Raw genomic sequence first — 19,718 nt, forward strand, 5'->3', positions numbered from 1 at the left:
ATATACGAATTTAGACGGGAGGCCGGATTTGATAATTTATCGTAATGCTACAGTCTCTGATGCTATCAAACTTGCAGCGCTCTCCATAGAGGTCTGGCTGAATACCTATGTCAAAGCCGGTATCAGTGATGTTTTTGCAGATTATGTTTTGCAGCGTTTTACGCCGCACTCTTTTGAACAGATGATAACGGATCGTGCAAAGCAGATTATGCTTGCGGAACAAGATGGTCATCTGCTCGGCTATATTGTCATTGATTATGAGAGTGCAAAGCCTGAAAGCCTGGATGCGCTGACAACAGCCACAGAGATCAGCACGCTTTATGTCAGAACCCGTCATGCAGGATGCGGCATTGGCTCCGCCCTCATGCAACAGGCCAGAGAGGCCGTAATTGACCGAAATATCGGCCATATCTGGCTTTCCGTCTTGCATGATAATTACCCTGCATTAAACTTCTACAAGCAACAAGGTTTCCAAAGGCAGGGCACAATCTGGTTTGAACTTCCCGGTGAACGCCATGAAAACTATGTGCTGATACAAGAGGTTCTGCCTGCCTGAATAAAAGGAGAGCGTAATGGCGATACTCGGTCTGGATCATATTCAGCTTGCTATGCCTGCCGGTGGAGAAGATAAAGCCCGCGCATTTTACGCAGATATATTAGGTATGGCAGAGGTGCCAAAACCGGACAATCTCGCGGGTCGCGGTGGCTGCTGGTTTGAGCTGGGAGCTGTCAAAGTGCATCTGGGCGTCGAGCGTGGCTTTGCACCTGCACAAAAAGCACATTCGGCTTTTCTGGTCGATGATCTGGCAGCATTTTTGACAATGCTTGCGGAACATCAGGTAGAAGCGACAGAGGATGAACCACTGATCGGCTATCTTCGTGCCTATATCAATGATCCATTTGGCAATCGTATCGAGCTGATGCAGAAACTGTAAACACGATTATGGTTGGTGAAACATCAGGCAGGAAGAACCTCTGACAAAGCCCTGTTTTTCATAAAACGGAATTAACCGTTCAGGACAATAAAGTTCAAAACTCTGAACTTTTTGCAGATCAGGGTGCTGGATAATGCGTTTAACAATTTCCTGTCCCAGCCCCTGCCCGCGTGTTGTTTCATCGACAATTACATCAAAAATCAGCGCTTTAAATGTATAATCCGTCAGTACACGGGCAAAACCAGCCACACGATCCTGCATATCGCAACAAGCGATAATCAGGTCGCAATGCGTGAGCATGTTGATCACATCTTCATAAGAGCGGTTCTGCGTCCACCATTCCTTTGTGTAGAGCGTATAAAAACTCTGATGATGTTTCTGTTCCAACTGGTTCCGCCACTGATATTGCAAATTCTCACTCCCAAATTCCGGCATATTTTTAACATGATTTTTTTGAGCGCCGTGCGCCCTTTCGGGCGCTCAAAGGTCACTCTAACACTTTGCATTTACAGCATAATTTTACCTTAAACTGATTCAAGTTTAAGGAATTATGCTGTAGCAAGATTTATAATCTGTCACGAAACACACCGGAGAAAACCTTATGAAATCCGTTCAGTTTGAACAGGTCTGCCCGATTTTCCGAATCTTCGACATTGATAAAGCCAAAGAATTTTATCTCGACTATCTTGGCTTTCAATGTGACTGGGAACACCGTTTTGCAGAGAATATGCCGCTTTACATGCAGATTTCGCGCGGCAATCTGGTGTTGCACCTCAGCGAACATCATGGTGACGGCAGCCCCGGCGCCAATATTTTTGTGCGTATGCAGGGGATTGATAGCCTGCATCAGGAAATCAGCAGCCGTCAATACCGCTTTCTGCGCCCCGGTATTGAAACTCAATCATGGGGTCGGGTTCTGGCTGTGATTGATCCTTTCGGCAATCGTATCCAGTTTTGCGAAGGCCCGCATGATGAATAGGCAATAAAAAACACCCGCAATTTTCATTGCGGGTGTTTTAATATCTACATGAAAATTAATGCAGGATCTGGCTGAGGAACAGCTTGGTACGCTCGTGCTGCGGATTGTCAAAGAATTCGGCTGGTGAATTCTGCTCAACAATCTGCCCCTGATCCATAAAGATCACGCGGTTGGCAACCTGACGCGCAAAGCCCATTTCGTGGGTTACGCAGATCATGGTCATACCTTCTTCTGCAAGACCAACCATCGTATCCAGCACTTCCTTGACCATTTCAGGATCAAGCGCTGAAGTCGGTTCATCGAACAGCATAATGCGTGGCTTCATGCACAGGGAGCGGGCAATCGCCACACGCTGCTGCTGACCACCGGAAAGCTGCCCCGGATATTTATTGGCCTGTTCCGGAATTTTGACACGTTCCAGATAATGCATCGCAATTTCTTCAGCCTGTTTCTTCGGCATTTTGCGAACCCAGATCGGCGCAAGCGTGCAATTTTCCAGAATTGTCAGATGCGGGAACAGGTTGAAATGCTGAAACACCATGCCGACTTCGCGGCGCACTTCATCAATCTTTTTCAGATCATTGGTCAGCTCTTTGCCGTCAACAATGATCTGGCCTTTCTGATGTTCTTCAAGGCGATTAATGCAGCGGATCATGGTTGATTTACCGGAACCGGAAGGCCCTGCAACAACAATACGCTCTCCGCGCATCACGCGCAGATTAATATCGCGCAACACATGAAATTCGCCATACCACTTATGCATTCCGACAATATCGACTGCGACATCGGTTTTGGATATTTCCATGATTGCTCCCGTTTCTTCCATCGTCGGCTTCAGCAAAGCGCCCGATTGCATGCTCATTCTGTATTCCCTCACTGATCACCAGCCCGATCAACAGGCCTATGATTTTCCCAATTGCATGACCTTGCTCATCTGAGCAAAGCCATCTCCTTATTCGTGCAGCTTTGCAGAACCCCAACTCCCGGTTTTCCGCATCTGTTTACCGATGGCTCGTATCCAGCCTTCGTTCCATATATAGCGAATATCGCGACATACAGAAACAGAAAATCCAGAATACAAATCCGGCAAAAACAAGACCCGTTGCCGGTGTCTGCGGACTTGCCCAAGTGGCATCCGAAAAATTCTGCCTGACGATTCCAAGCAGATCGAACATACCAATAATGTAAACAAGACTTGTGTCTTTGAACAAGCCGATAAACGTGTTCACAATCCCCGGAAGCGCGATTTTCAGTGTTTGCGGGATGATAATGAACAATGTTTTCTGCCAATAGCTCAGACCGAGCGAGTCTGCGCCCTCATATTGCCCTGCGGGAATGGCCTGCAACCCGCCACGGATCACCTCAGCCATATAGGCGGAAGCAAAGAGTGACACCCCGACCAGCGCACGTAGAAACTTATCAAAGTTTGTGCCTGGCGGCATAAACAACGGCAACATCACACTGGCCATAAACAGCAGAGCGACCAGAGGCACACCACGAATAACCTCAATAAAGATGACACAAAAGGCCTTAATCACCGGCATATTGGAGCGACGCCCTAAAGCCAGCAAAACACCCATCGGTAAGGACACACTAATGCCGACGAGCGACAGGATCATCGTGACCAGCAGGCCACCCCAGAGTGAGGTTTCTACATAACGAAGTCCAAATGAACCGCCGACCAGCAGAAAATAGGTAAAAATCGGAAAAGCGACAAATAGCAAAAGCGCATTCAGCTTTTTGTAAGGCAGCTTTCCGATCAGCATCGGCACCAGCAAGATCACAAAAACCAGCGTGACCAATTGCACGCGCCAGCGTTCATCGACAGGATAACGCCCATAGAGAAACTGCTGAAGTTTAGAATCGACAAATGCCCAGCAGGCGCCCGACCAGCCCTCTGGCTGCAAGCCACCCTGCACTGTTGTCGTGCAAAATGTGCGATCTGTACCAACCCAGACAGCATTGACGAAAAGCCAATTAATCAAACTCGGCAAAAACCAGACGATCAAAGACAGACCCATGATTGTTAATATGCTGTCTTTCGGGCCGGAAAACAGATTTTCCTTCAGCCACGAGGCAACGCCTTTCTGACTGGCAGGTGCAGGCATCGGCTCAACCATTTGCTGGCGAATATAATGATCGTTCACATTTGTCATCTTACCGCTCCACCAATGCCATTTTTGCATTAAACCAGTTCATCAGACCGGATGTGATGAGGCTGATGCCAAGATAGACAACCATCCAGATCGCGACGACTTCCACCGCCTGCCCTGTCTGGTTGAGCACCGTGCCACCCACAGCCATCAAATCCGGATAACCGATAGCGATGGCCAGAGATGAGTTTTTGGTCAGATTAAGATACTGGCTGGAGAGCGGCGGAATGATAATTCGCAGCGCCTGCGGCACTACAACAAGCCGCATGGCCTGTGGTCTGCGCAAACCCAGCGCTGCGGCAGCCTCTGACTGACCTTTATTGACGCCTTTAATACCACCGCGCACAGTCTCAGCGATAAAGGAGGCCGTATAGAATGACAGGGCCAGATAAAGTGCCAAAAATTCCGGTTTTACCTGCGTGCCGCCAGTCAGATTGAAAGCCCCGAGTTTTGGCATATCAAAGCTAACCGGCATGCCGGTTATGATAAATACCAGCGCAGGCAATCCTATGAGTATAGCAACCGCACTACGCCAGAACGGAAAAATCTGTCCGGTTTTCATCTGACGCAAACGCGCCCAACGATGAATAATAAAGACAACAACCACAGCGACTATAAAAGCCGCTAAAGTGAGCCAGCCTTTATCCCCCCAGATCATTGCCGGAAAGAAAAAGCCACGTTTATTCAGGTAAGTATCGAATGGTAGTGCATAGCTGCCGCGTACGTCCGGCAGAACCGATAAGACGCCGAAATACCAGAAGAAAATCACCAGTAGCGGCGGAATATTACGAAAAATCTCGACATAAATCGTGCAAATCTTAGCGATCAGCCAGTTTCCCGAGAGCCGGCCGATACCAACCAGAAACCCGATAATCGAAGCGGTGATAATACCTAAGATAGCTACATAAAGTGTATTCAACAGGCCAACCAAAAAGGCTCGCGCATAATTTGAATCCGCATCATAGCTAATGAGTGACTGACTAACGTCAAACCCTGCGCGGCTTTTCAAAAAATCAAAACCTGACGCGATATTCAATCTCTGCAAATTTGCAGCAGTATTTCCTATTATCCAATAAACCAAAGCAAAAACTGAAATAAAAACAACAGCCTGATAAAATAATCCGCGTATTTTCGGATTATTCAGGAGAGAAACTTGCGTTTCTTGTCGCTTGCCGGTTACGGCGCTTTGATCTGCCATGCGCACCTCATTCTCTGCTGTCAGACCCTGATATTTGACCAGATATTTAAAATGCCCCTGTTCTTTGTCTTCAGCAGGATTATAAAATTATAATTATAAAACGGGGACTTCGGTCATGCGGGCTAATACCGCTAACTGCGGCACAATCTTCCAGCCAATTAATTTTACACGCTGTTTGTAGAAAGCCGTTCACGGCCTTCAGTATGCGCGCTTGTTCTCACATCATGTCAGTAAAGGCTGACATATTCATGCGGTCTAAAATAAAACGATTAAATACATAGATTTGATACAAAGAACTGCCCTGCATCACATCACATGATGCAGGCGCATTTCTCAGTCGTTATAATATTAACGGATCGGAATACCGTATTGCAGACCACCTTTAGTCCACAAAGCATTGATACCGCGAGCAATTTTCAGCGGGCTACCTGTGCCGATGTTGCGTTCAAAAATCTCGCCGTAATTGCCGACATTCTTGATGATCTTCACAACCCAGTCATTTTCAAGTCCGAGATCAACACCGATCTTTGTCTCGGCCTCAGTTCCGAGAAGACGTTTTATTTCAGGTGAATCCGACTTCTTCATTTCCTCGACATTCGCCTGCGTAATACCGGATTCTTCTGCATTCAGAAGTGCGTTATGAACCCAGCGGGCGACATCGGCCCATTGTGCATCACCCTGACGGACAACCACGCCAAACGGCTCTTTGGAAATGATTTCCGGCAGAACCATATGGTCGTCTGGGTTGGAAAGCGACAGACGCACGCCATATAGACTGGACTGATCGGTAGTATAAGCATCGCAACGACCGCTGTCATAAGCGGCATTTGCCTCTTCGATTTTCTCGAAAACGACCGGATTATATTCCATTTTATTGGCTTTAAAATAATCAGCCATATTCATTTCGGTCGTTGTACCAGCCTGTACGCAAATGGATGCGCCGGAAAGCTGCAACGCGGATTTAATATCCGGAAGTTTCTTACTATTGACCATAAAACCCTGGCCGTCATAGTAGTTCACACCGGCAAATTCCAAGCCCAGAGACGTATCTCGGCTGATCGTCCATGTCGTATTGCGGATGAGAATATCGATTTCACCGGATTGCAGCGCTGTAAACCGCTCTTTAGCATTCAACGGTGTAAATTTAGCCTTGGTTTTATCCCCGAAAATTGCAGAAGCCACCGCACGGCAATAGTCCACGTCAAAACCTGACCATTCGCCCTTATCATTTGGCGCAGCGAAGCCCGGAAGTCCTGTATTTGTACCACATTGTACAAAGCCTTTTTTCTTCACATCGTCCAATGTGCCGGCAACAGCAGCAGAGGTTGTAAAGGTCAAAGCAGCCAGACCGGCCAGTTTGAGGAAAGTTGACTTTCTCATATGATGCTCACCCTCTTTATCGTTAAACTTATAATCAGCATTCAAAAATCAATTTTGCATTCTGTAAAATCCGGACGAATGATTATTACGCCGGATATTCTAACAGTCTTAGCAGGCTCAATCGACCGAATTTATCCGGCAGTTCAACCTGCTGCCCGCTTTAACAAAGGCGGATGCCTATTAAGTTCCTCTATCGAAAGCTATTATTTTGAACAGGTCAAGAGTGCAGACACGGAAAAGTGTCTACACACAACTATAGTCCTAAGAGCGCAGCATCAAAAAACGCTGTTCTCCCGTGCTGTCTGTTTGATTTTTCTGGCTATTTTAGTTTTAAGAACCGGAAACACCCGCCCCTGCTCCAGACGAAACAACAAGCCGCATTGCGCCATAAAACGTGCCAGAATCAAAGTTGTAATGGCACCGATCGTGAAACCGACCAAAACATCACTCGGATAATGCGCTTGAACAAAAACACGGCTCACAGCAATCAGAGCCAACACCGCATAGGCTGCAATCCGGTAGCGTGGAAACCACAAAGCCAGCAAAGTCGCCAAGACCGCAGCGGTACAGGCATGCCCAGACGGAAAACTCACATAATGATAGCTGAAATCAAAAGGCTTGAAACCGAAAGGGCCGACGGTATCCAGCAAATGCGGACGCGGCCGCCCGACAATATATTTGAGAATATTTACAATCAGCCCTGCTCCCAAAATGGCAGAAACAGCAAACAGGCTCTGACCGGTAATCGTGCCCATATGATTATGTTTTTGCAGTGCTTCCGGTACTTTCAGACGAAAGCCTTCCTGCATCCGTAGTTTATTCCGAACAATCAGAGTGGTGACGATAACTATTGAAAACACCACAATATAAGGCGCAGCCAGCACCAGATTGGTCAGCGTTTTCAGCAGCAGTACCGGCCGCCATTCTGCAGAGACAGCCGCGCGGGACAAATCACCATCAAATGATGCCAAGCCGCCTGCAATGATCAGAATCACGATAGCCGAAACGGTTAAGACCAGCGGCCATAATTTAGTTTTTTCGGTTGCTTGCTGCTCTGCTTTGCGGCGTTTCAGCCCCGTCTGCACTGCCATTTTAAATTCTGAAAATTCGTATCGTAAACTCATCAAACACTCACATCAGCAACCGGACACGCCGGATAATTAGTTCAACTCAGACAATAATTTCGCAATATGAAAAATTACTTCCTCTGATTTGCTTTTTGAAAGAATAATGCCCTCGGCAAAAAACAAGGATTATGCTCTAGTCCCGCCATCCGGTCTCGTCGTGCCGAGAGCAGAAATACAGAATCATACAACGCGTTGAAAATTCAATATTTTTCAACAAAGTGCATCGGTATTTCTGCCCGTATCAATGAGACTCACTTATGGCAAAGCAGACTAACAGGCAGCAGGAGGCGTTTTTATGGTCAAATCAGGAAAACCGGCAGGAGATTTAGGTATCAATACAATGCTCGCACATTGCGGCAATGATCCCTACGAATTTCACGGCTTTGTAAACCCGCCGGTTGTACGCGCCTCTACTGTCCTGTTCAAAGATGCTGAAACCATGGCATCTCAGAACCAGAAATATACCTACGGCACACACGGTACACCGACAACGGATGCTTTGTGTCAGGCGATTGACCAGTTGGAAGGTTCCGCAGGCACTTTGCTGGTGCCATCCGGCCTTGCAGCAGTAACAGTACCTTTGCTTGCCTTTCTAGGAACAGGTGATCACGTTCTTCTGGTTGATACAATTTACAATCCGACGCGCCGTTTTGCAGATTCCATGCTCAAACGTCTTGGTATTGATGTTGAGTATTATCCGCCACATATCGGCGGTGATATCGCCAACCTGATCCGTCCGAATACCCGTGTGATTTTCACAGAATCACCGGGCTCCAACACTTTTGAAATTCAGGATATTCCGGCAATCGTTGCAGTTGCCCGTGAACGCGACATCATCACCATGATGGATAATACCTGGGCGACACCGCTTTATCTGAAAGCGCTGGATTTCGGCATTGATATTACCATCCATGCCGGCACAAAATATCCGTCAGGTCATTCCGACGTGTTGTTTGGTATGATTTCTTCCAATGAAAAATGCTGGAAACGTCTGGAAGAATCCTACACCGCTCTTGGCATGTGCGTGAATTCCGATGATGCCTATCAGATTCTGCGCGGCTTGCGCAGCATGGGGCTGCGCCTCAATCATCACCAACAAAGCGCGTTAACGATCGCCCGCTGGCTTGAGCAGCAGCCACAAGTTGCCCGTGTGCTGCATCCGGCTCTTGAGAGCCATCCGGATCATGCTTTGTGGAAACGCGACTTCAAAGGCGCCAGCGGTGTATTCTCTATTGTTTTGGCGTCCGGTGGCACAGCAGAAGCCCATAAATTGCTCGACAGCTTGCAGCTCTTTGGTCTCGGTTATTCGTGGGGCGGCTATGAAAGTCTGGCAGTTCACGTTTATCTCGGTGATCGTACCGTTGCAGCACAGAGCTTTGAAGGGCCGGTGATCCGTCTGCAAATCGGTCTGGAAGATACGCAGGACCTTATCAATGATCTGCAACAGGGACTCACGACAGCCCTGCCACAGTGAAACTGTTTTTGTTTAAAAATGCGGCGTAATCATCCGTAAAAACCGCAATCAATCAAAAGAGGAGACAAAACAGTGCTTTTGTCCCCTCTTTTATAGTGTGACATTCATGCTTTTCGGTCAAAACCGTTGTTTTGCCTCTTGCACTTCGGCACCGAAAACTCTAGACACATCTTGTCCTTAGAGGATAACGGAGCGTAGCGCAGCCTGGTAGCGCACCTGATTTGGGATCAGGGGGTCGGAGGTTCGAATCCTCTCGCTCCGACCATGACAAATACTGATTTTTATAGTAATTTTTGTCTCTCGTTTAACAGACCAGCAAATCTAAAATTTGACGGTCGCTTTTGTGCCCTGAGGTATATGAATATGGTTGCCCGTATTTATCGTCCAGCCAAGACTGCCATGCAATCCGGTAAAGCCAAAACCGAAGCCTGGTTTCTTGAATATGAGCCTGAAGTCGCCCGCAAAATTGAACCGCTAATGGGTTATACATCTTCCCGCGACATGAAGAGCCAGATTCGTATGAGCTTTGAAAGCCTTGAAGAGGCTCTCGCTTATGCGCAGAAATACGGCATTCCTTACCGCATTGAAGAGCCTAAAGAAGCCAATCGCCGCAAAGTCTCTTATACGGATAATTTCCGTTATGACCGCGAGCAGCCTTGGACGCACTAATTTAAGTACCGCGACTGACATTTGCGGTCCCGTAGCTCAGCTGGATAGAGCACCGGCCTTCTAAGCCGTAGGTCACTGGTTCGAATCCAGTCGGGATCGCCATTCATTGTATTCCATTACATTGATTTTCAAGGCTCTGCCTGTCCCATCCTTTTCTGAATATCTTTAATAATTACGTCCGGCTTTTATGACAGTGATTTCCGTATGGTTTCACTATTGCAATTCTTTGCGCCGTGCTAAGAGAACGATGCAACAAAATATTTGTATTGTTTTAAAAGTCTTGAAGCATTCATCATGATTAATTATTGGCGGGTTTTATTAAAAGCAGTCCTGACTGGTGCGCTCGCCTTAACATTTACACTAATCATAACCAGCATTTTTGTACCCATGATGGGTGGCCAACTCGCAGGTGCTGGGCTGGTCATGACGATTGCGTGCCCGCTCGCCACCGCAATTCCGATGTCTGCGCTGCATTATCTGAATTCTGAGCGTCTAAAAATTGCAAAAGACGACGCCCTCAAAGCCCAAAATGCGCTTGAACAAGCCAATATATTATTACGGAAACTCGCCAGAGAGGATAGCCTGACAGGCGTACTCAACCGCGCAACATTTCTTGACGAGTTTTTTGCAATCAGCAAAACCGGACATTCCGGCGGCCTGCTATTTATTGATCTGGATTATTTCAAAACCATCAATGACACCTATGGCCATGCAACCGGTGACGCTGCATTGCGGCGCCTCGGGCAATTACTCAAGCGATTGACTGAGAAAAAAGCGATCACCGGCAGACTTGGCGGCGAGGAATTCGGTGTCTTTATAAAAAATGCTGATCCCGACTACATCTATCGCTATGCAGAAGAATTACGTGAAAAAATAAGTGCGCTACGCATCATTGCACCAAACAACGATAATGTAAGGATGACCGCCAGTATCGGCGTGACTATTTGTGAAACTGCTTTCAATCCTGAGCGGGCATTACTTGAAGCAGATGAGAAAATGTACATCGCAAAACGTCAGGGACGTAATCTTATTATTGCGTAACATGGATTATCTGCTAACACCCGATATCCGTAAGTTGCTTGATGAGACAAGCAGTCAACAAATTTCATCCATTACATTCATATTAAAAGGTAATCTTAATGGCTCAGGCAAACTCCTCCTCCCGTTCCATGGTTTTGACTGTCGTTGGTGCCCTCGCTCTTGCAGGCGGTCTCTATATGCAATTCGGCACCAGTGCAGTGTCATCTGCCGATCAGCAGCGTTGTGAGAAAATTATTCTCGACACTTATGGTGATAGCGAAGAAGCGAAAACCGCATTGCTGCCAAAATGCAATGAGCCGGGCATGGTCGCAATGATGGATGCCAAAGCCAACAACTCAAGCGCTGCCAATACTGCACAGTCTATTGCTTCTGCCAATCAGTCAGATATCGGCTCCAATGCCTTGAGCTTTGGTTTGATTGGTGTCGGCATTGGCCTTTTGCTAGGCGGTATCGGCAGCCTGCTGCGCCGCAAAAAATAAGCCAGCTTTATCCGGCAGATTTACTTTCTGCCGGATAGGTCTCCAGCGCTATACGGGGGTAGAAATGCGCGTTTTAATACTCAGTATTGCGAGTTTAGCTGCATGGTCAGGCGTAGCAATAGCTCAAACCTCCCCGCAAACATGCGCAAACATAACAGACTCAGCACAAAGACTGGCCTGCTTCGACAGGTTTTTCCCTGAAAATCCGCTACCCTATCCGCCTCAGAACTGGCACATCAGTGAAACCACATCTGCCATTGATGGCAGTGTACAGATTTCAGGCTTTCTACTGCCAAGAGGTAGTGAAAACAAAATCGTCATGCTCGACTCGATTGCGCTGGGTTTACGGTGTCAGAATGATGTGACTTCAGCCATTATCACCACAGGAACTTCCGCTGCATCTGAGACTGCAAAGGTCACTTACTCAGTGAACAGCAATGCATCACAGACCGGCTACTGGGAGCGCTCAGCCAATTTCCTGTCTGTCGGCCTATGGTCTGATGAAGAATCCATGTCCTTTATCAAACAATTGAAAAACGATAGCACGCTCACTGTAAAAATCGACAATCCACCGGTTGAGGCTGTTTTTGACCTCGCCAATGTTGAAGACCTGACCGGAAAAATCTCCCAAGCCTGCAATTGGGAATAGTGTTTTGCCTGAACGCATCAGGCAAATGGCATATGAAAATAACGCCTTCAAAATACCAGTGAAATACCGGCAACAGGGCCATGTTCCGTGACATTCCACTTAAAGCTATGGCCGAGAATATCCCCGCCTTCATAGTCCTGATACAGTGCCCGATAGCCAAAGCGCAACAAAACCGGTTGATTGAAGATATGTGTGCGGTAGCCGAGATAAGCCTGCCCCTGCGCACTCAAATCAGACCCCATATTAAACCCGCCAATATCGGCCTCAGCAAACAGATTCCAGCGATCACTCAAATCAGCCTGAATACGGGCACCGATAAAGGGATCTGTCCATTGCAGCTTGCGCTTTTCTGACCAGCGATCCAGCATGAAATCGACTTTGAGCTGTGTCCAGCGCACACCGACGGTCGGCTCAAATGCAAACACCCGTTGCCCGCCAAAAACAGTCTCGCCTTCCAACGGCATTTCATAAGCGCGGAAAAAAGCACCAGCGGACAAAGACGTCATAGTGATATCTGCGCCTAAAGTCTGCGAATGGAACTGCTCATCCTGACTGGTTTTCGTATATTGTCCGTCAAAATATACACCATAAAGCCCGTTGGTGACTTCGATATTTCCCATAGCGCTGAAATCAAGATTTTTGAATATATCCGAAAACGGCACATCAATATTGGTACGACGCCCGAGAATATTCGCATGGCCGTCGAGTGAAGCTGCCCAAATATACGGGCTGACTATCACCCTCCAGCGCCGGCCATCAAATTTACTGACGGGCTGCGGCATTAATATATCAGCCGCAAAAGCCTGCCCGCTGATAACACTGACAGTACTTATACATGCCACTAATATAACATGCGCAGCGCTCTTACTTGATAAACACTTCATGTTTTGCCGCCCCTCAATAAGTATTTACTTTAAAACAATAAATCAGCAATATTTATATTTTCATTTTGTAAAATTCGTTAAATAAAATCAAGATTAAATCAAAATTATCAATAGATTTCTTCATATCTGATTTACACACTGCGTGTTAGAAGATTGCATTATTTTCTGGAAGGAGAACCCTTTTGACCTCGCGTTTCCCGAACTTCCTCAAGAACAAACTTCTTAAATCAGCGACAGCTCTCACAGTTATTGCTGCGGTTTCCGCACCATATGCCGCTGCTGCCTGCACAAGCTTCCTGCTGCCAACCACCGATGGCAGCGGCATTTATGCCCGCACCATGGAGTTTGGCATTGAGCTGAAATCCAATGCGCTGGTCATTCCGCGTGCCTACACGCTGCAGACCACCGGTGCAGATGGCAAGCCGGGCATGAGCTGGCAAGGCAAATACGGCGCTATCGGCATGAATGCGCTGGGAGAAACCACACTTGTTGACGGCATGAACGAAAAAGGACTTGCAGGCGGCGTTCTGTATTTCCCTGAATTTGCCGGTTATGCGGATGGCACTAAAACCGACAAAGAAAAATCGCTGGCACCATGGGATGTACTGAGCTGGATTTTGACCAACTTCGCAACGGTTGAAGAAGTCAAAGCCGCCATTCAGGACATGAGCATTATCGATCTCGTGCAGCCGGAAATGGGCTTTGTCCCGCCGCTTCATTATACTATTCACGATGCAAGCGGTGCATCCATTGTGATTGAGCCGGTTGATGGCAAGCTCAAAATCTATGACAATCCGGTTGGCGTTATGACCAACTCACCATCCTTTGACTGGCATCTGACCAATCTCCGAAATTATCTGAAAATGTCTCCGCTCAATGCCGATACACTGAAAATTGGCGGCATGGCCTTCACACCGCTTGGTCAGGGTTCCGGTCTGCTCGGTATTCCGGGCGATTCAACCCCGCCATCGCGCTTTGTACGCGCAACCGCCTATGTACAGACTGTAGAAAATCAAGCAAACGGTGCGGAAGGCGTGCGTCTGACCGAGCACATTCTCAACAATTTCGACATTCCGAAGGGCTGGATTCAGACTGCTGAAGAACTGAAAATCCCGCTGGAATATACACAGTGGTCGACCATTGCAGATCTGAAGAACCATACTTACTATGTCAAAATGTATGATGATCAGGTTCTGCGCGGCATTGACATCAACAGCTTTGATCTTGATGCCAAAGAGCTGAAAAAAGCACCACTGGCACCAAAACTCACACCGCCATCTGTTGATTTTGCCAAGTAACAAGCAAATCTCATCAATAAAAAACCGGAGCTTTTCAGCTCCGGTTTTTTTTATATCTCTCGCGCTCGGTGTGCCGGATTAATCCAGTACATAGCAGCCTTTTGCTGTACCGCGATCAGGATCACCGAAAGCACGGTTGTCACAGCGTACACCATTGCGGAATTCACGCTCTACATAGCGGTCTGTTGTGCCGTAACGAACCCGCTTGCGACCAGAAAATTCGCAATACTGGCCTTCGCGTGCGCACTGCTGCCATTGACCGCGATCACGGCCACGCCCGTAACCACCATTGCCATGATTGTCCCTGCCACGACCATAATCATTGCGTCCGTAATCGTCACGGCCACGATAACCACCGCGGTTGCGCCCCTCATCACGCACGACATAGGAACAAGCTTTACCTGCACCCCGTGCCGGATCGCCAAAAACAGAATTCGAGCAACGTACTTCCGGCTGATTGATAAAGCGGGAGGTAACGCGTCGGCCATTGCCGTAGATCACTTCAGTCGGGTAAGGAATCCGGCAAACACCGCCTTCTCTTGCACAGACCTGAACCTCCTGCGCCGAAGCAGAACCGGTATCAACGGTATATATTCCGGCTGCAAAAGCCAGAAACAGCATAATGCGGGACAAATTAGTCGCAATCGACGCTGTGTTCATTTTATCTTCCTCAACATATGAGTTTATTCTTCGCAACAGAGATGTTTAGTTTCAAGTTACAGAACCAAATCACCCAAATCTTTACAGCAATATATGCTCTTAGCACTGTTTCTAGAATACGGAATTTGAACAGGAAATGAACAATCTCATCACTCTCTGTTCCGTCATGAAATTTATTAATCCGCTATGTTTATTATGTTTTCACAAACATCACAGACAGCAGGAAATTCCGGTCATATGAAACCCGTAGCACAGGCTCTGATTTACTCCCTTGCAGCCCTTGCAGAAATTGCAGGCTGCTTCGCATTCTGGGCATGGTTGAGGCTGGATAAATCTGTCTGGTGGCTATTGCCGGGCATTGCATCACTCATCCTGTTTGCCGTGCTGCTCACCTTCATCGACACTGAAGCTGCGGGGCGTGCCTATGCAGCCTATGGCGGCATTTATATCATCGCCTCGCTGTTATGGTTGAAATTTGCAGAAGATTTCTCTCCCGATAAATGGGACATTGCAGGCGGGGTACTGGCGCTTGCAGGAGCGGGTATTATTTTGTTTGGCCCACGTGGTTAGAACCAACATTATGATCCCTTAATATTGCGAACATAAATTTAGCTTCTTTTAAGGAAATAGGAGAACAGACCATTCTCAACAGTGGTCTGTTTTAAGAAAACTATTGAGCATTTCATAATCCAGCTTAACAGGTTCTGTCTTATGCAATCCATGAAAGAAATGAGCCGCTATCAGGCACGCCGACGCATCGCTGTGGCAATTATTATTGCTCTTCTGTTTCTTGCACTGCTTTTTGTACGCTCCGCATGGCCAAGTGGCATTCACGAATATATTGAAGCCTTCGGCCTTGGCTTCATCATTGTCGCTATTCTTGGGCGTATGTGGTGCACCCTCTATATCGGTGGCCATAAGGGTGCACAGATCATCCGCACCGGCCCCTATTCTCTGAGCCGCAACCCGCTTTATGTTTTCAGTGCGATTGGCGCATTTGGCATCGGCTGTCTGACCGGCAGCCTTGGCGTAGCCTTCCTGCTTGCTGTGGCCTGCTATGTCACCTTCCTGTTCGTTATTCTGGCAGAGGAAGGCTATCTGGAAAATACATTCGGCCAGTCTTATCGTGATTACAAAACAGACGTACCGCGGTTTTTCCCGCGCTTTTCAGACTATCGCGACGTTGAAACTCTGACTATCCGCCCTAAAACCCTCTACAATACCTTCTTTGATGGTTTGGTCTTTTTTGTAGCATTTCCGTTTTTTGAAACCGTTGAGCATTTGCAGTCTGCCGGTTTCATTCCGATCCTGTTCTACACTTACTAGAGCCACATAAAATTAAACCCGCCATTCACATGGCGGGCTGGTCATCATCAGAACAGCGTGGCGTTACATAGTCGCCTTGCCGTCTTTTTCTTCTTCAAAGGTAATTGCAACATCGGCATTGGCCGACAGGCGAACTTTATTGCCCTCAACATCAGCAACCAGCCCCAATGAAATATAGTGGTGATGCTTGTGATGAGCGCCTGCACCACTGTCTTTTTTGGTCAGCTTGATCCGCTCGCCTTCGACATGATCCACTGTGCCGACATGAACACCATCTGCTCCGATAACTTCAAAATGCTCTTTGATTTTAGCAGTATCAACCATTGCTGTATCTCCTGTTCAAAGCTGTTCAGAGAAATCACTCTGTATTTGAGTAACGCAGCAACCATACATTCGATGCAGGCAATTGGAAATATTTTTACAAAGCCAGTTTCATACCCGCATGGCTGGCTTTAAAGCCGAGCTTTTCATAGAAACGGATCGCATCTTTGCGCGCAACATCTGTATGGAGTTGCACCAGACCGCAGCCCTTTTCCCTGCATGCCTCAATTACCCATTGCAGCATTTTCTCGCCAAGCCCCTGCCCGCGAAAAGCCGCAGCAATGCGCACACTCTCCACCTGCCCGCGCCACATGCCGAGCCTTGAAAGACCAAGAATAAAACTGAGTTGCAGGCAACCGGCAACTTCGCCATCACATTCCACCACCAGCAAAAACTGGTTGTCGTCGCGCTCAATCGCGGCGAAGGCGTCAAGATAGGCTTTATTCAGAGGAACCGACGAATCCTCACGACCTGCACCCAGAACATCATCAGCCAGCATTGCGATAATAACAGTGAGATCTCGTGTCTCAGCACGCCGGAAAACAGGCTCCATATCTTCTCCTCCGTTCGTCAGATATTTGCCTGTTTATAGCACGAGCGCACAGGCAGTATGCAACCTGTGCGCTCTTCAGCCTCAAAATCATTTAATGATGTGCCAGTTACCGCCGACACCATCGCCTTCTGTGTCACCGGTCTTTTTATCTTTAATATAGGTATAAACCGGCTTGCCGTTATAAGCCCACATATCTTTGCCATCGGTGGCTTTTACTTTCGTCCAAGGGGCGGCCGCTTTTACCTTGGCAGAGGCGTGATAAGCCGGCCAGATTTTCAGGCAAGCTGCATCACAACTGGATGCACCATTTTTGTCCTTGTCAAAAGTATAAAGCGTATGACCTGCGGCAGTGGTGAGGATTTTACCACCGACTGTTTCCGTCATTTTACCATGTCCGCCAGCCAGTGCTTCAGCCACCTGCTCTATTTTTGCTTCACTCTTCGTTGCAGAAGTCTGCGCCGCGAAAACCGGCACAACTGAAAGTCCCAGAACACTTAATGCCAAAACAAGCTTTTTCATTTTGTCTCATTCGCTCCATATTGCCCTCGACATAGGTTTTATCGTGTAAGACACGGCGGCAGAGGGCGGGTTAAATCGGGAGCGGCCAGCATTGGTCGCGGCGAAAATGCTGCGCCTGCTTCGGGACAGTTTCTGGCCGAATTTGTGCCTAAAATAAGTTATTTTATCCGCATTACCCAGAACAAAAGGTGAGCATAGTAACCAAATACGAAGATTCAGGCGGTAGCTTGGGTGCAAGCAGATTCGAAATACTCAGCTTGGTTCAGTGCATCTGAATGCTGACCGGTATAAAGGCGCAGACATATGGCTCCGAGAAAGTCCACCACCCGCAAGAAACGCCCCGCCCGTGGCAAAAGCTCCGGCCAGTCGGCAGCAGCCGTTGTAACAGTCGGCGCCATTGTTGCTCTGGGTGCGGCAGCTCTCTGGGCAACATCACAAAGTCGTAGCCCGACAGCGAGTGTTTCCGGCCTGTTCCGCACCAACAACAGTTCTGTTGCACGCACAAATCCGCCTGCAGCTAAAACCGGCAACACATCTACCGAGAGCAAAACTGCTCAGACTCGCGCTTCGGAACCGTCAGCACCTGCACCAATTCGCAGGCCGCTGGTCAATGTCGGCGAGCAAAAACAAGTCGCGGTTCTTGCACCACGCGTTGAAAACAAACCGGCTGCTCAGATTGTTCCGCCTAAGCCTGCCGCGCAATCAGCTATGCCAGCTTTGCCACCGGTTGGTAAAACCGCTCCTGAAGATAATAGCCGCCATGCCAGCGGTGCATTCAAAATCCCCAAAGCGATTATTGCAAAACAAGCTCTGACTATTCGTGAAAAAGCATGGGATCAGGCTAAAACAGTCGGGCGCGTGGAAAAAGGGCGTGAAATGCGCTCCTATGCCAAAGTCGGGCGCTGGCATCGTGTGGTTGTGCCATCCACCAATATTATCGGCTGGGTACAGGAAGATCAGCTGATTTTCAAAAACCAGCCAAGACAAACCGCTGCTTCCCGCGCTGTTGCTCCGCAGCGATCCGCTATCACCACAGGCTCAATCCGCCCTACACCTGTAACAAAAAGCACCAATGATAAACCACAAAATACGGGACTTATTGCTCCGGTCTATCCGCAGCAGCCCGTCGGCAAATAAAATATAAGAAAATCAGCTATCAGCAGAAGTTTCAGGCAGGGCATTTGCCATTGCCTGAAAAGCCTGCATTGCAAGCGCCTTGGTGATGCGGCTTTTCTGCTGCAAAGCCATATGGTCGAGCAGATCGACCAGCACAATCACACTGTCTAGCGAGCGTTCCACACGGCTGACAATATAGCTGATAACCACCGAATCAACGCTGACCTGACGATCGGCAAACAGCTTATAAATCACTGTGCTCAACAGATAATCATCCGGCTCGGAAATATCGACAATCGTCACCGCTTTCAGACGCGAGATCAGATCGGGCAATGAGACCTTCCACTGCGACGGCTGCAATTGCGATGTCATCAGCAATGATGCCTGTGACTGGCCTTTTTCGCAGCTACCTGCCGTCTGGCGAATGGTATTAATCAGATGGAACAGACCGGTTTCATCAAAATCCTCCGCACCGATATCATCAATCAGCACCGGACGCTGCGCTGCAATCTCCAGCGACTGCGCATCAATATCATGAGGGTCTAAAATCACGGCATCATTCTGGCTGCGCCAAATAGCGGCCAGATGGGTTTTTCCCGCACCGGCAGGGCCGACAAGCAGTGCCACAGGCGACGGCCAGTCCGGCCAGCGATCAATCAGATCAACTGCCGCACGGTTCGATCCGGTGACAACCAGATCATCGCGTGTGAAGCCCGGCTCATGCTGAAGTATGAGCGGAATTTGTCGGTGCTCTGCAGACATAATTACCCAAAATTCCGTCCCGCCTATCGGTCAAGATAATTTGAAGACGGTGTCTAAGCTGTATTGTACTCTAATCTTAGCCTTATCCGGTACAATTCAGTACACAAGGCCTGATGTAAGCAGTAGCTGCTTTGCTGCCGTTAGAAAAGCACAACCGGCGCGTTTGCGCCGGTTGTTCAACCTTATCCCCGTGAC

The 19,718-nt window shown here is 48.1% G+C and carries 24 protein-coding genes and 2 tRNA genes; 14 read left to right on the forward strand and 12 right to left on the reverse strand.

The window, feature by feature from the left end; translation table 11 throughout:
- The first annotated feature begins 28 nt into the window (after positions 1 to 28).
- Positions 29 to 556, forward strand: coding sequence for a GNAT family N-acetyltransferase (locus QUF18_RS10990; RefSeq protein ID WP_289387106.1), 528 nt, complete (start codon positions 29 to 31; stop codon positions 554 to 556).
- 16 nt (positions 557 to 572) lie between these two features.
- Entirely contained in the window at positions 573 to 935 is a 363-nt protein-coding gene (locus tag QUF18_RS10995) for a VOC family protein (RefSeq protein WP_289387108.1), read from the forward strand.
- A 6-nt stretch (positions 936 to 941) separates the two neighbouring features.
- Here the strand turns inward: QUF18_RS10995 and QUF18_RS11000 are convergent, their stop codons facing one another.
- Positions 942 to 1,322 (reverse strand): GNAT family N-acetyltransferase, encoded by a 381-nt coding sequence (locus tag QUF18_RS11000; RefSeq protein ID WP_289387109.1) that lies wholly within the window; start codon positions 1,320 to 1,322, stop codon positions 942 to 944.
- 214 nt (positions 1,323 to 1,536) lie between these two features.
- Between QUF18_RS11000 and QUF18_RS11005 the strand changes: the two genes are divergently transcribed.
- A complete protein-coding gene (locus QUF18_RS11005; protein WP_289387110.1) occupies positions 1,537 to 1,914 on the forward strand; it encodes a glyoxalase superfamily protein in 378 nt (125 codons plus the stop codon).
- 55 nt (positions 1,915 to 1,969) lie between these two features.
- Here the strand turns inward: QUF18_RS11005 and QUF18_RS11010 are convergent, their stop codons facing one another.
- From QUF18_RS11010 to QUF18_RS11030, 5 genes are all read right to left on the reverse strand, one after another.
- Positions 1,970 to 2,740, reverse strand: a complete 771-nt coding sequence (locus QUF18_RS11010; RefSeq protein ID WP_289387196.1) for an amino acid ABC transporter ATP-binding protein — start codon at positions 2,738 to 2,740, stop codon at positions 1,970 to 1,972.
- Positions 2,741 to 2,915: 175 nt separating this feature from the next.
- On the reverse strand, positions 2,916 to 4,070 hold the full coding sequence (locus tag QUF18_RS11015) for an amino acid ABC transporter permease (protein WP_289387111.1): 1,155 nt from the start codon (positions 4,068 to 4,070) through the stop codon (positions 2,916 to 2,918).
- A gap of 1 nt (position 4,071) precedes the next feature.
- Complete coding sequence (locus QUF18_RS11020) at positions 4,072 to 5,265, reverse strand: amino acid ABC transporter permease (RefSeq protein WP_289387112.1); 1,194 nt, start codon at positions 5,263 to 5,265, stop codon at positions 4,072 to 4,074.
- 348 nt (positions 5,266 to 5,613) lie between these two features.
- On the reverse strand, positions 5,614 to 6,645 hold the full coding sequence (locus tag QUF18_RS11025) for an amino acid ABC transporter substrate-binding protein (protein WP_289387113.1): 1,032 nt from the start codon (positions 6,643 to 6,645) through the stop codon (positions 5,614 to 5,616).
- 275 nt (positions 6,646 to 6,920) lie between these two features.
- Positions 6,921 to 7,736 carry a phosphatase PAP2 family protein gene (locus QUF18_RS11030; protein WP_289387114.1) on the reverse strand — a complete coding sequence of 272 codons (816 nt, stop codon included), beginning with the start codon at positions 7,734 to 7,736 and terminating at the stop codon, positions 6,921 to 6,923.
- A gap of 331 nt (positions 7,737 to 8,067) precedes the next feature.
- Between QUF18_RS11030 and QUF18_RS11035 the strand changes: the two genes are divergently transcribed.
- The 7 genes from QUF18_RS11035 to QUF18_RS11065 all read left to right on the forward strand — a co-directional run bounded on the left by QUF18_RS11035 (position 8,068) and on the right by QUF18_RS11065 (position 12,084).
- On the forward strand, positions 8,068 to 9,246 hold the full coding sequence (locus QUF18_RS11035; RefSeq protein WP_289387115.1) for a cystathionine beta-lyase: 1,179 nt from the start codon (positions 8,068 to 8,070) through the stop codon (positions 9,244 to 9,246).
- 188 nt (positions 9,247 to 9,434) lie between these two features.
- A tRNA-Pro gene (locus QUF18_RS11040) sits at positions 9,435 to 9,511 on the forward strand.
- A gap of 98 nt (positions 9,512 to 9,609) precedes the next feature.
- Entirely contained in the window at positions 9,610 to 9,915 is a 306-nt protein-coding gene (locus QUF18_RS11045) for an ETC complex I subunit (protein WP_289387117.1), read from the forward strand.
- A 25-nt stretch (positions 9,916 to 9,940) separates the two neighbouring features.
- A tRNA-Arg gene (locus QUF18_RS11050) sits at positions 9,941 to 10,017 on the forward strand.
- A 192-nt stretch (positions 10,018 to 10,209) separates the two neighbouring features.
- A complete protein-coding gene (locus tag QUF18_RS11055) occupies positions 10,210 to 10,956 on the forward strand; it encodes a GGDEF domain-containing protein (protein WP_289387120.1) in 747 nt (248 codons plus the stop codon).
- Positions 10,957 to 11,054: 98 nt separating this feature from the next.
- A complete protein-coding gene (locus QUF18_RS11060; RefSeq protein WP_289387121.1) occupies positions 11,055 to 11,435 on the forward strand; it encodes a hypothetical protein in 381 nt (126 codons plus the stop codon).
- Positions 11,436 to 11,499: 64 nt separating this feature from the next.
- Positions 11,500 to 12,084 (forward strand): type VI secretion system-associated protein TagO, encoded by a 585-nt coding sequence (locus QUF18_RS11065; protein ID WP_289387122.1) that lies wholly within the window; start codon positions 11,500 to 11,502, stop codon positions 12,082 to 12,084.
- 47 nt (positions 12,085 to 12,131) lie between these two features.
- Here the strand turns inward: QUF18_RS11065 and QUF18_RS11070 are convergent, their stop codons facing one another.
- Positions 12,132 to 12,968 carry a hypothetical protein gene (locus QUF18_RS11070; protein WP_374806805.1) on the reverse strand — a complete coding sequence of 279 codons (837 nt, stop codon included), beginning with the start codon at positions 12,966 to 12,968 and terminating at the stop codon, positions 12,132 to 12,134.
- A gap of 182 nt (positions 12,969 to 13,150) precedes the next feature.
- Here QUF18_RS11070 and QUF18_RS11075 point away from each other — a divergent pair, with 182 nt between their 5' ends.
- Positions 13,151 to 14,266 carry a linear amide C-N hydrolase gene (locus tag QUF18_RS11075; RefSeq protein WP_374806803.1) on the forward strand — a complete coding sequence of 372 codons (1,116 nt, stop codon included), beginning with the start codon at positions 13,151 to 13,153 and terminating at the stop codon, positions 14,264 to 14,266.
- Positions 14,267 to 14,344: 78 nt separating this feature from the next.
- Here the strand turns inward: QUF18_RS11075 and QUF18_RS11080 are convergent, their stop codons facing one another.
- Positions 14,345 to 14,926 carry a hypothetical protein gene (locus QUF18_RS11080; protein WP_289387125.1) on the reverse strand — a complete coding sequence of 194 codons (582 nt, stop codon included), beginning with the start codon at positions 14,924 to 14,926 and terminating at the stop codon, positions 14,345 to 14,347.
- Between the two features lie 237 nt (positions 14,927 to 15,163).
- Here QUF18_RS11080 and QUF18_RS11085 point away from each other — a divergent pair, with 237 nt between their 5' ends.
- Positions 15,164 to 15,496, forward strand: a complete 333-nt coding sequence (locus QUF18_RS11085) for a YnfA family protein (RefSeq protein WP_289387126.1) — start codon at positions 15,164 to 15,166, stop codon at positions 15,494 to 15,496.
- Between the two features lie 141 nt (positions 15,497 to 15,637).
- A complete protein-coding gene (locus tag QUF18_RS11090; RefSeq protein ID WP_289387127.1) occupies positions 15,638 to 16,252 on the forward strand; it encodes a methyltransferase family protein in 615 nt (204 codons plus the stop codon).
- A gap of 63 nt (positions 16,253 to 16,315) precedes the next feature.
- Here the strand turns inward: QUF18_RS11090 and QUF18_RS11095 are convergent, their stop codons facing one another.
- From QUF18_RS11095 to QUF18_RS11105, 3 genes are all read right to left on the reverse strand, one after another.
- On the reverse strand, positions 16,316 to 16,576 hold the full coding sequence (locus QUF18_RS11095) for a DUF2171 domain-containing protein (RefSeq protein WP_289387128.1): 261 nt from the start codon (positions 16,574 to 16,576) through the stop codon (positions 16,316 to 16,318).
- 94 nt (positions 16,577 to 16,670) lie between these two features.
- Positions 16,671 to 17,126, reverse strand: coding sequence for a GNAT family N-acetyltransferase (locus QUF18_RS11100; protein ID WP_289387130.1), 456 nt, complete (start codon positions 17,124 to 17,126; stop codon positions 16,671 to 16,673).
- Between the two features lie 87 nt (positions 17,127 to 17,213).
- Entirely contained in the window at positions 17,214 to 17,645 is a 432-nt protein-coding gene (locus QUF18_RS11105; RefSeq protein ID WP_289387131.1) for a COG4315 family predicted lipoprotein, read from the reverse strand.
- A gap of 303 nt (positions 17,646 to 17,948) precedes the next feature.
- Between QUF18_RS11105 and QUF18_RS11110 the strand changes: the two genes are divergently transcribed.
- Positions 17,949 to 18,782: a hypothetical protein gene (locus tag QUF18_RS11110; protein ID WP_289387134.1), complete on the forward strand. Its 834-nt coding sequence runs from the start codon at positions 17,949 to 17,951 to the stop codon at positions 18,780 to 18,782.
- A gap of 12 nt (positions 18,783 to 18,794) precedes the next feature.
- Here the strand turns inward: QUF18_RS11110 and hdaA are convergent, their stop codons facing one another.
- On the reverse strand, positions 18,795 to 19,523 hold the full coding sequence (gene hdaA / locus QUF18_RS11115; protein ID WP_289387136.1) for a DnaA regulatory inactivator HdaA: 729 nt from the start codon (positions 19,521 to 19,523) through the stop codon (positions 18,795 to 18,797).
- Positions 19,524 to 19,718: the final 195 nt, after the last annotated feature.

Source organism: Pseudochrobactrum kiredjianiae (assembly GCF_030362795.1).
GTDB lineage: Bacteria > Pseudomonadota > Alphaproteobacteria > Rhizobiales > Rhizobiaceae > Pseudochrobactrum > Pseudochrobactrum kiredjianiae.

Bases quoted from the DNA above. Each gene is read 5' to 3' on its own strand.
- QUF18_RS11045 (WP_289387117.1), top strand. From the start codon at position 9,610: ATGGTTGCCCGTATTTATCGTCCAGCCAAGACTGCCATGCAATCCGGT.
- QUF18_RS11015 (WP_289387111.1), bottom strand. From the start codon at position 4,070: ATGACAAATGTGAACGATCATTATATTCGCCAGCAAATGGTTGAGCCG.
- QUF18_RS11025 (WP_289387113.1), bottom strand. From the start codon at position 6,645: ATGAGAAAGTCAACTTTCCTCAAACTGGCCGGTCTGGCTGCTTTGACC.
- QUF18_RS11035 (WP_289387115.1), top strand. From the start codon at position 8,068: ATGGTCAAATCAGGAAAACCGGCAGGAGATTTAGGTATCAATACAATG.
- QUF18_RS11055 (WP_289387120.1), top strand. From the start codon at position 10,210: ATGATTAATTATTGGCGGGTTTTATTAAAAGCAGTCCTGACTGGTGCG.
- QUF18_RS11085 (WP_289387126.1), top strand. From the start codon at position 15,164: ATGAAACCCGTAGCACAGGCTCTGATTTACTCCCTTGCAGCCCTTGCA.
- QUF18_RS11010 (WP_289387196.1), bottom strand. From the start codon at position 2,740: ATGGAAGAAACGGGAGCAATCATGGAAATATCCAAAACCGATGTCGCA.
- QUF18_RS11005 (WP_289387110.1), top strand. From the start codon at position 1,537: ATGAAATCCGTTCAGTTTGAACAGGTCTGCCCGATTTTCCGAATCTTC.
- QUF18_RS11105 (WP_289387131.1), bottom strand. From the start codon at position 17,645: ATGAAAAAGCTTGTTTTGGCATTAAGTGTTCTGGGACTTTCAGTTGTG.
- hdaA (WP_289387136.1), bottom strand. From the start codon at position 19,523: ATGTCTGCAGAGCACCGACAAATTCCGCTCATACTTCAGCATGAGCCG.
- QUF18_RS11095 (WP_289387128.1), bottom strand. From the start codon at position 16,576: ATGGTTGATACTGCTAAAATCAAAGAGCATTTTGAAGTTATCGGAGCA.
- QUF18_RS11060 (WP_289387121.1), top strand. From the start codon at position 11,055: ATGGCTCAGGCAAACTCCTCCTCCCGTTCCATGGTTTTGACTGTCGTT.
- QUF18_RS10995 (WP_289387108.1), top strand. From the start codon at position 573: ATGGCGATACTCGGTCTGGATCATATTCAGCTTGCTATGCCTGCCGGT.
- QUF18_RS11110 (WP_289387134.1), top strand. From the start codon at position 17,949: ATGGCTCCGAGAAAGTCCACCACCCGCAAGAAACGCCCCGCCCGTGGC.
- QUF18_RS11080 (WP_289387125.1), bottom strand. From the start codon at position 14,926: ATGAACACAGCGTCGATTGCGACTAATTTGTCCCGCATTATGCTGTTT.
- QUF18_RS11020 (WP_289387112.1), bottom strand. From the start codon at position 5,265: ATGGCAGATCAAAGCGCCGTAACCGGCAAGCGACAAGAAACGCAAGTT.
- QUF18_RS11030 (WP_289387114.1), bottom strand. From the start codon at position 7,736: ATGGCAGTGCAGACGGGGCTGAAACGCCGCAAAGCAGAGCAGCAAGCA.
- QUF18_RS11065 (WP_289387122.1), top strand. From the start codon at position 11,500: ATGCGCGTTTTAATACTCAGTATTGCGAGTTTAGCTGCATGGTCAGGC.
- QUF18_RS11100 (WP_289387130.1), bottom strand. From the start codon at position 17,126: ATGGAGCCTGTTTTCCGGCGTGCTGAGACACGAGATCTCACTGTTATT.
- QUF18_RS11090 (WP_289387127.1), top strand. From the start codon at position 15,638: ATGCAATCCATGAAAGAAATGAGCCGCTATCAGGCACGCCGACGCATC.
- QUF18_RS11070 (WP_374806805.1), bottom strand. From the start codon at position 12,968: ATGAAGTGTTTATCAAGTAAGAGCGCTGCGCATGTTATATTAGTGGCA.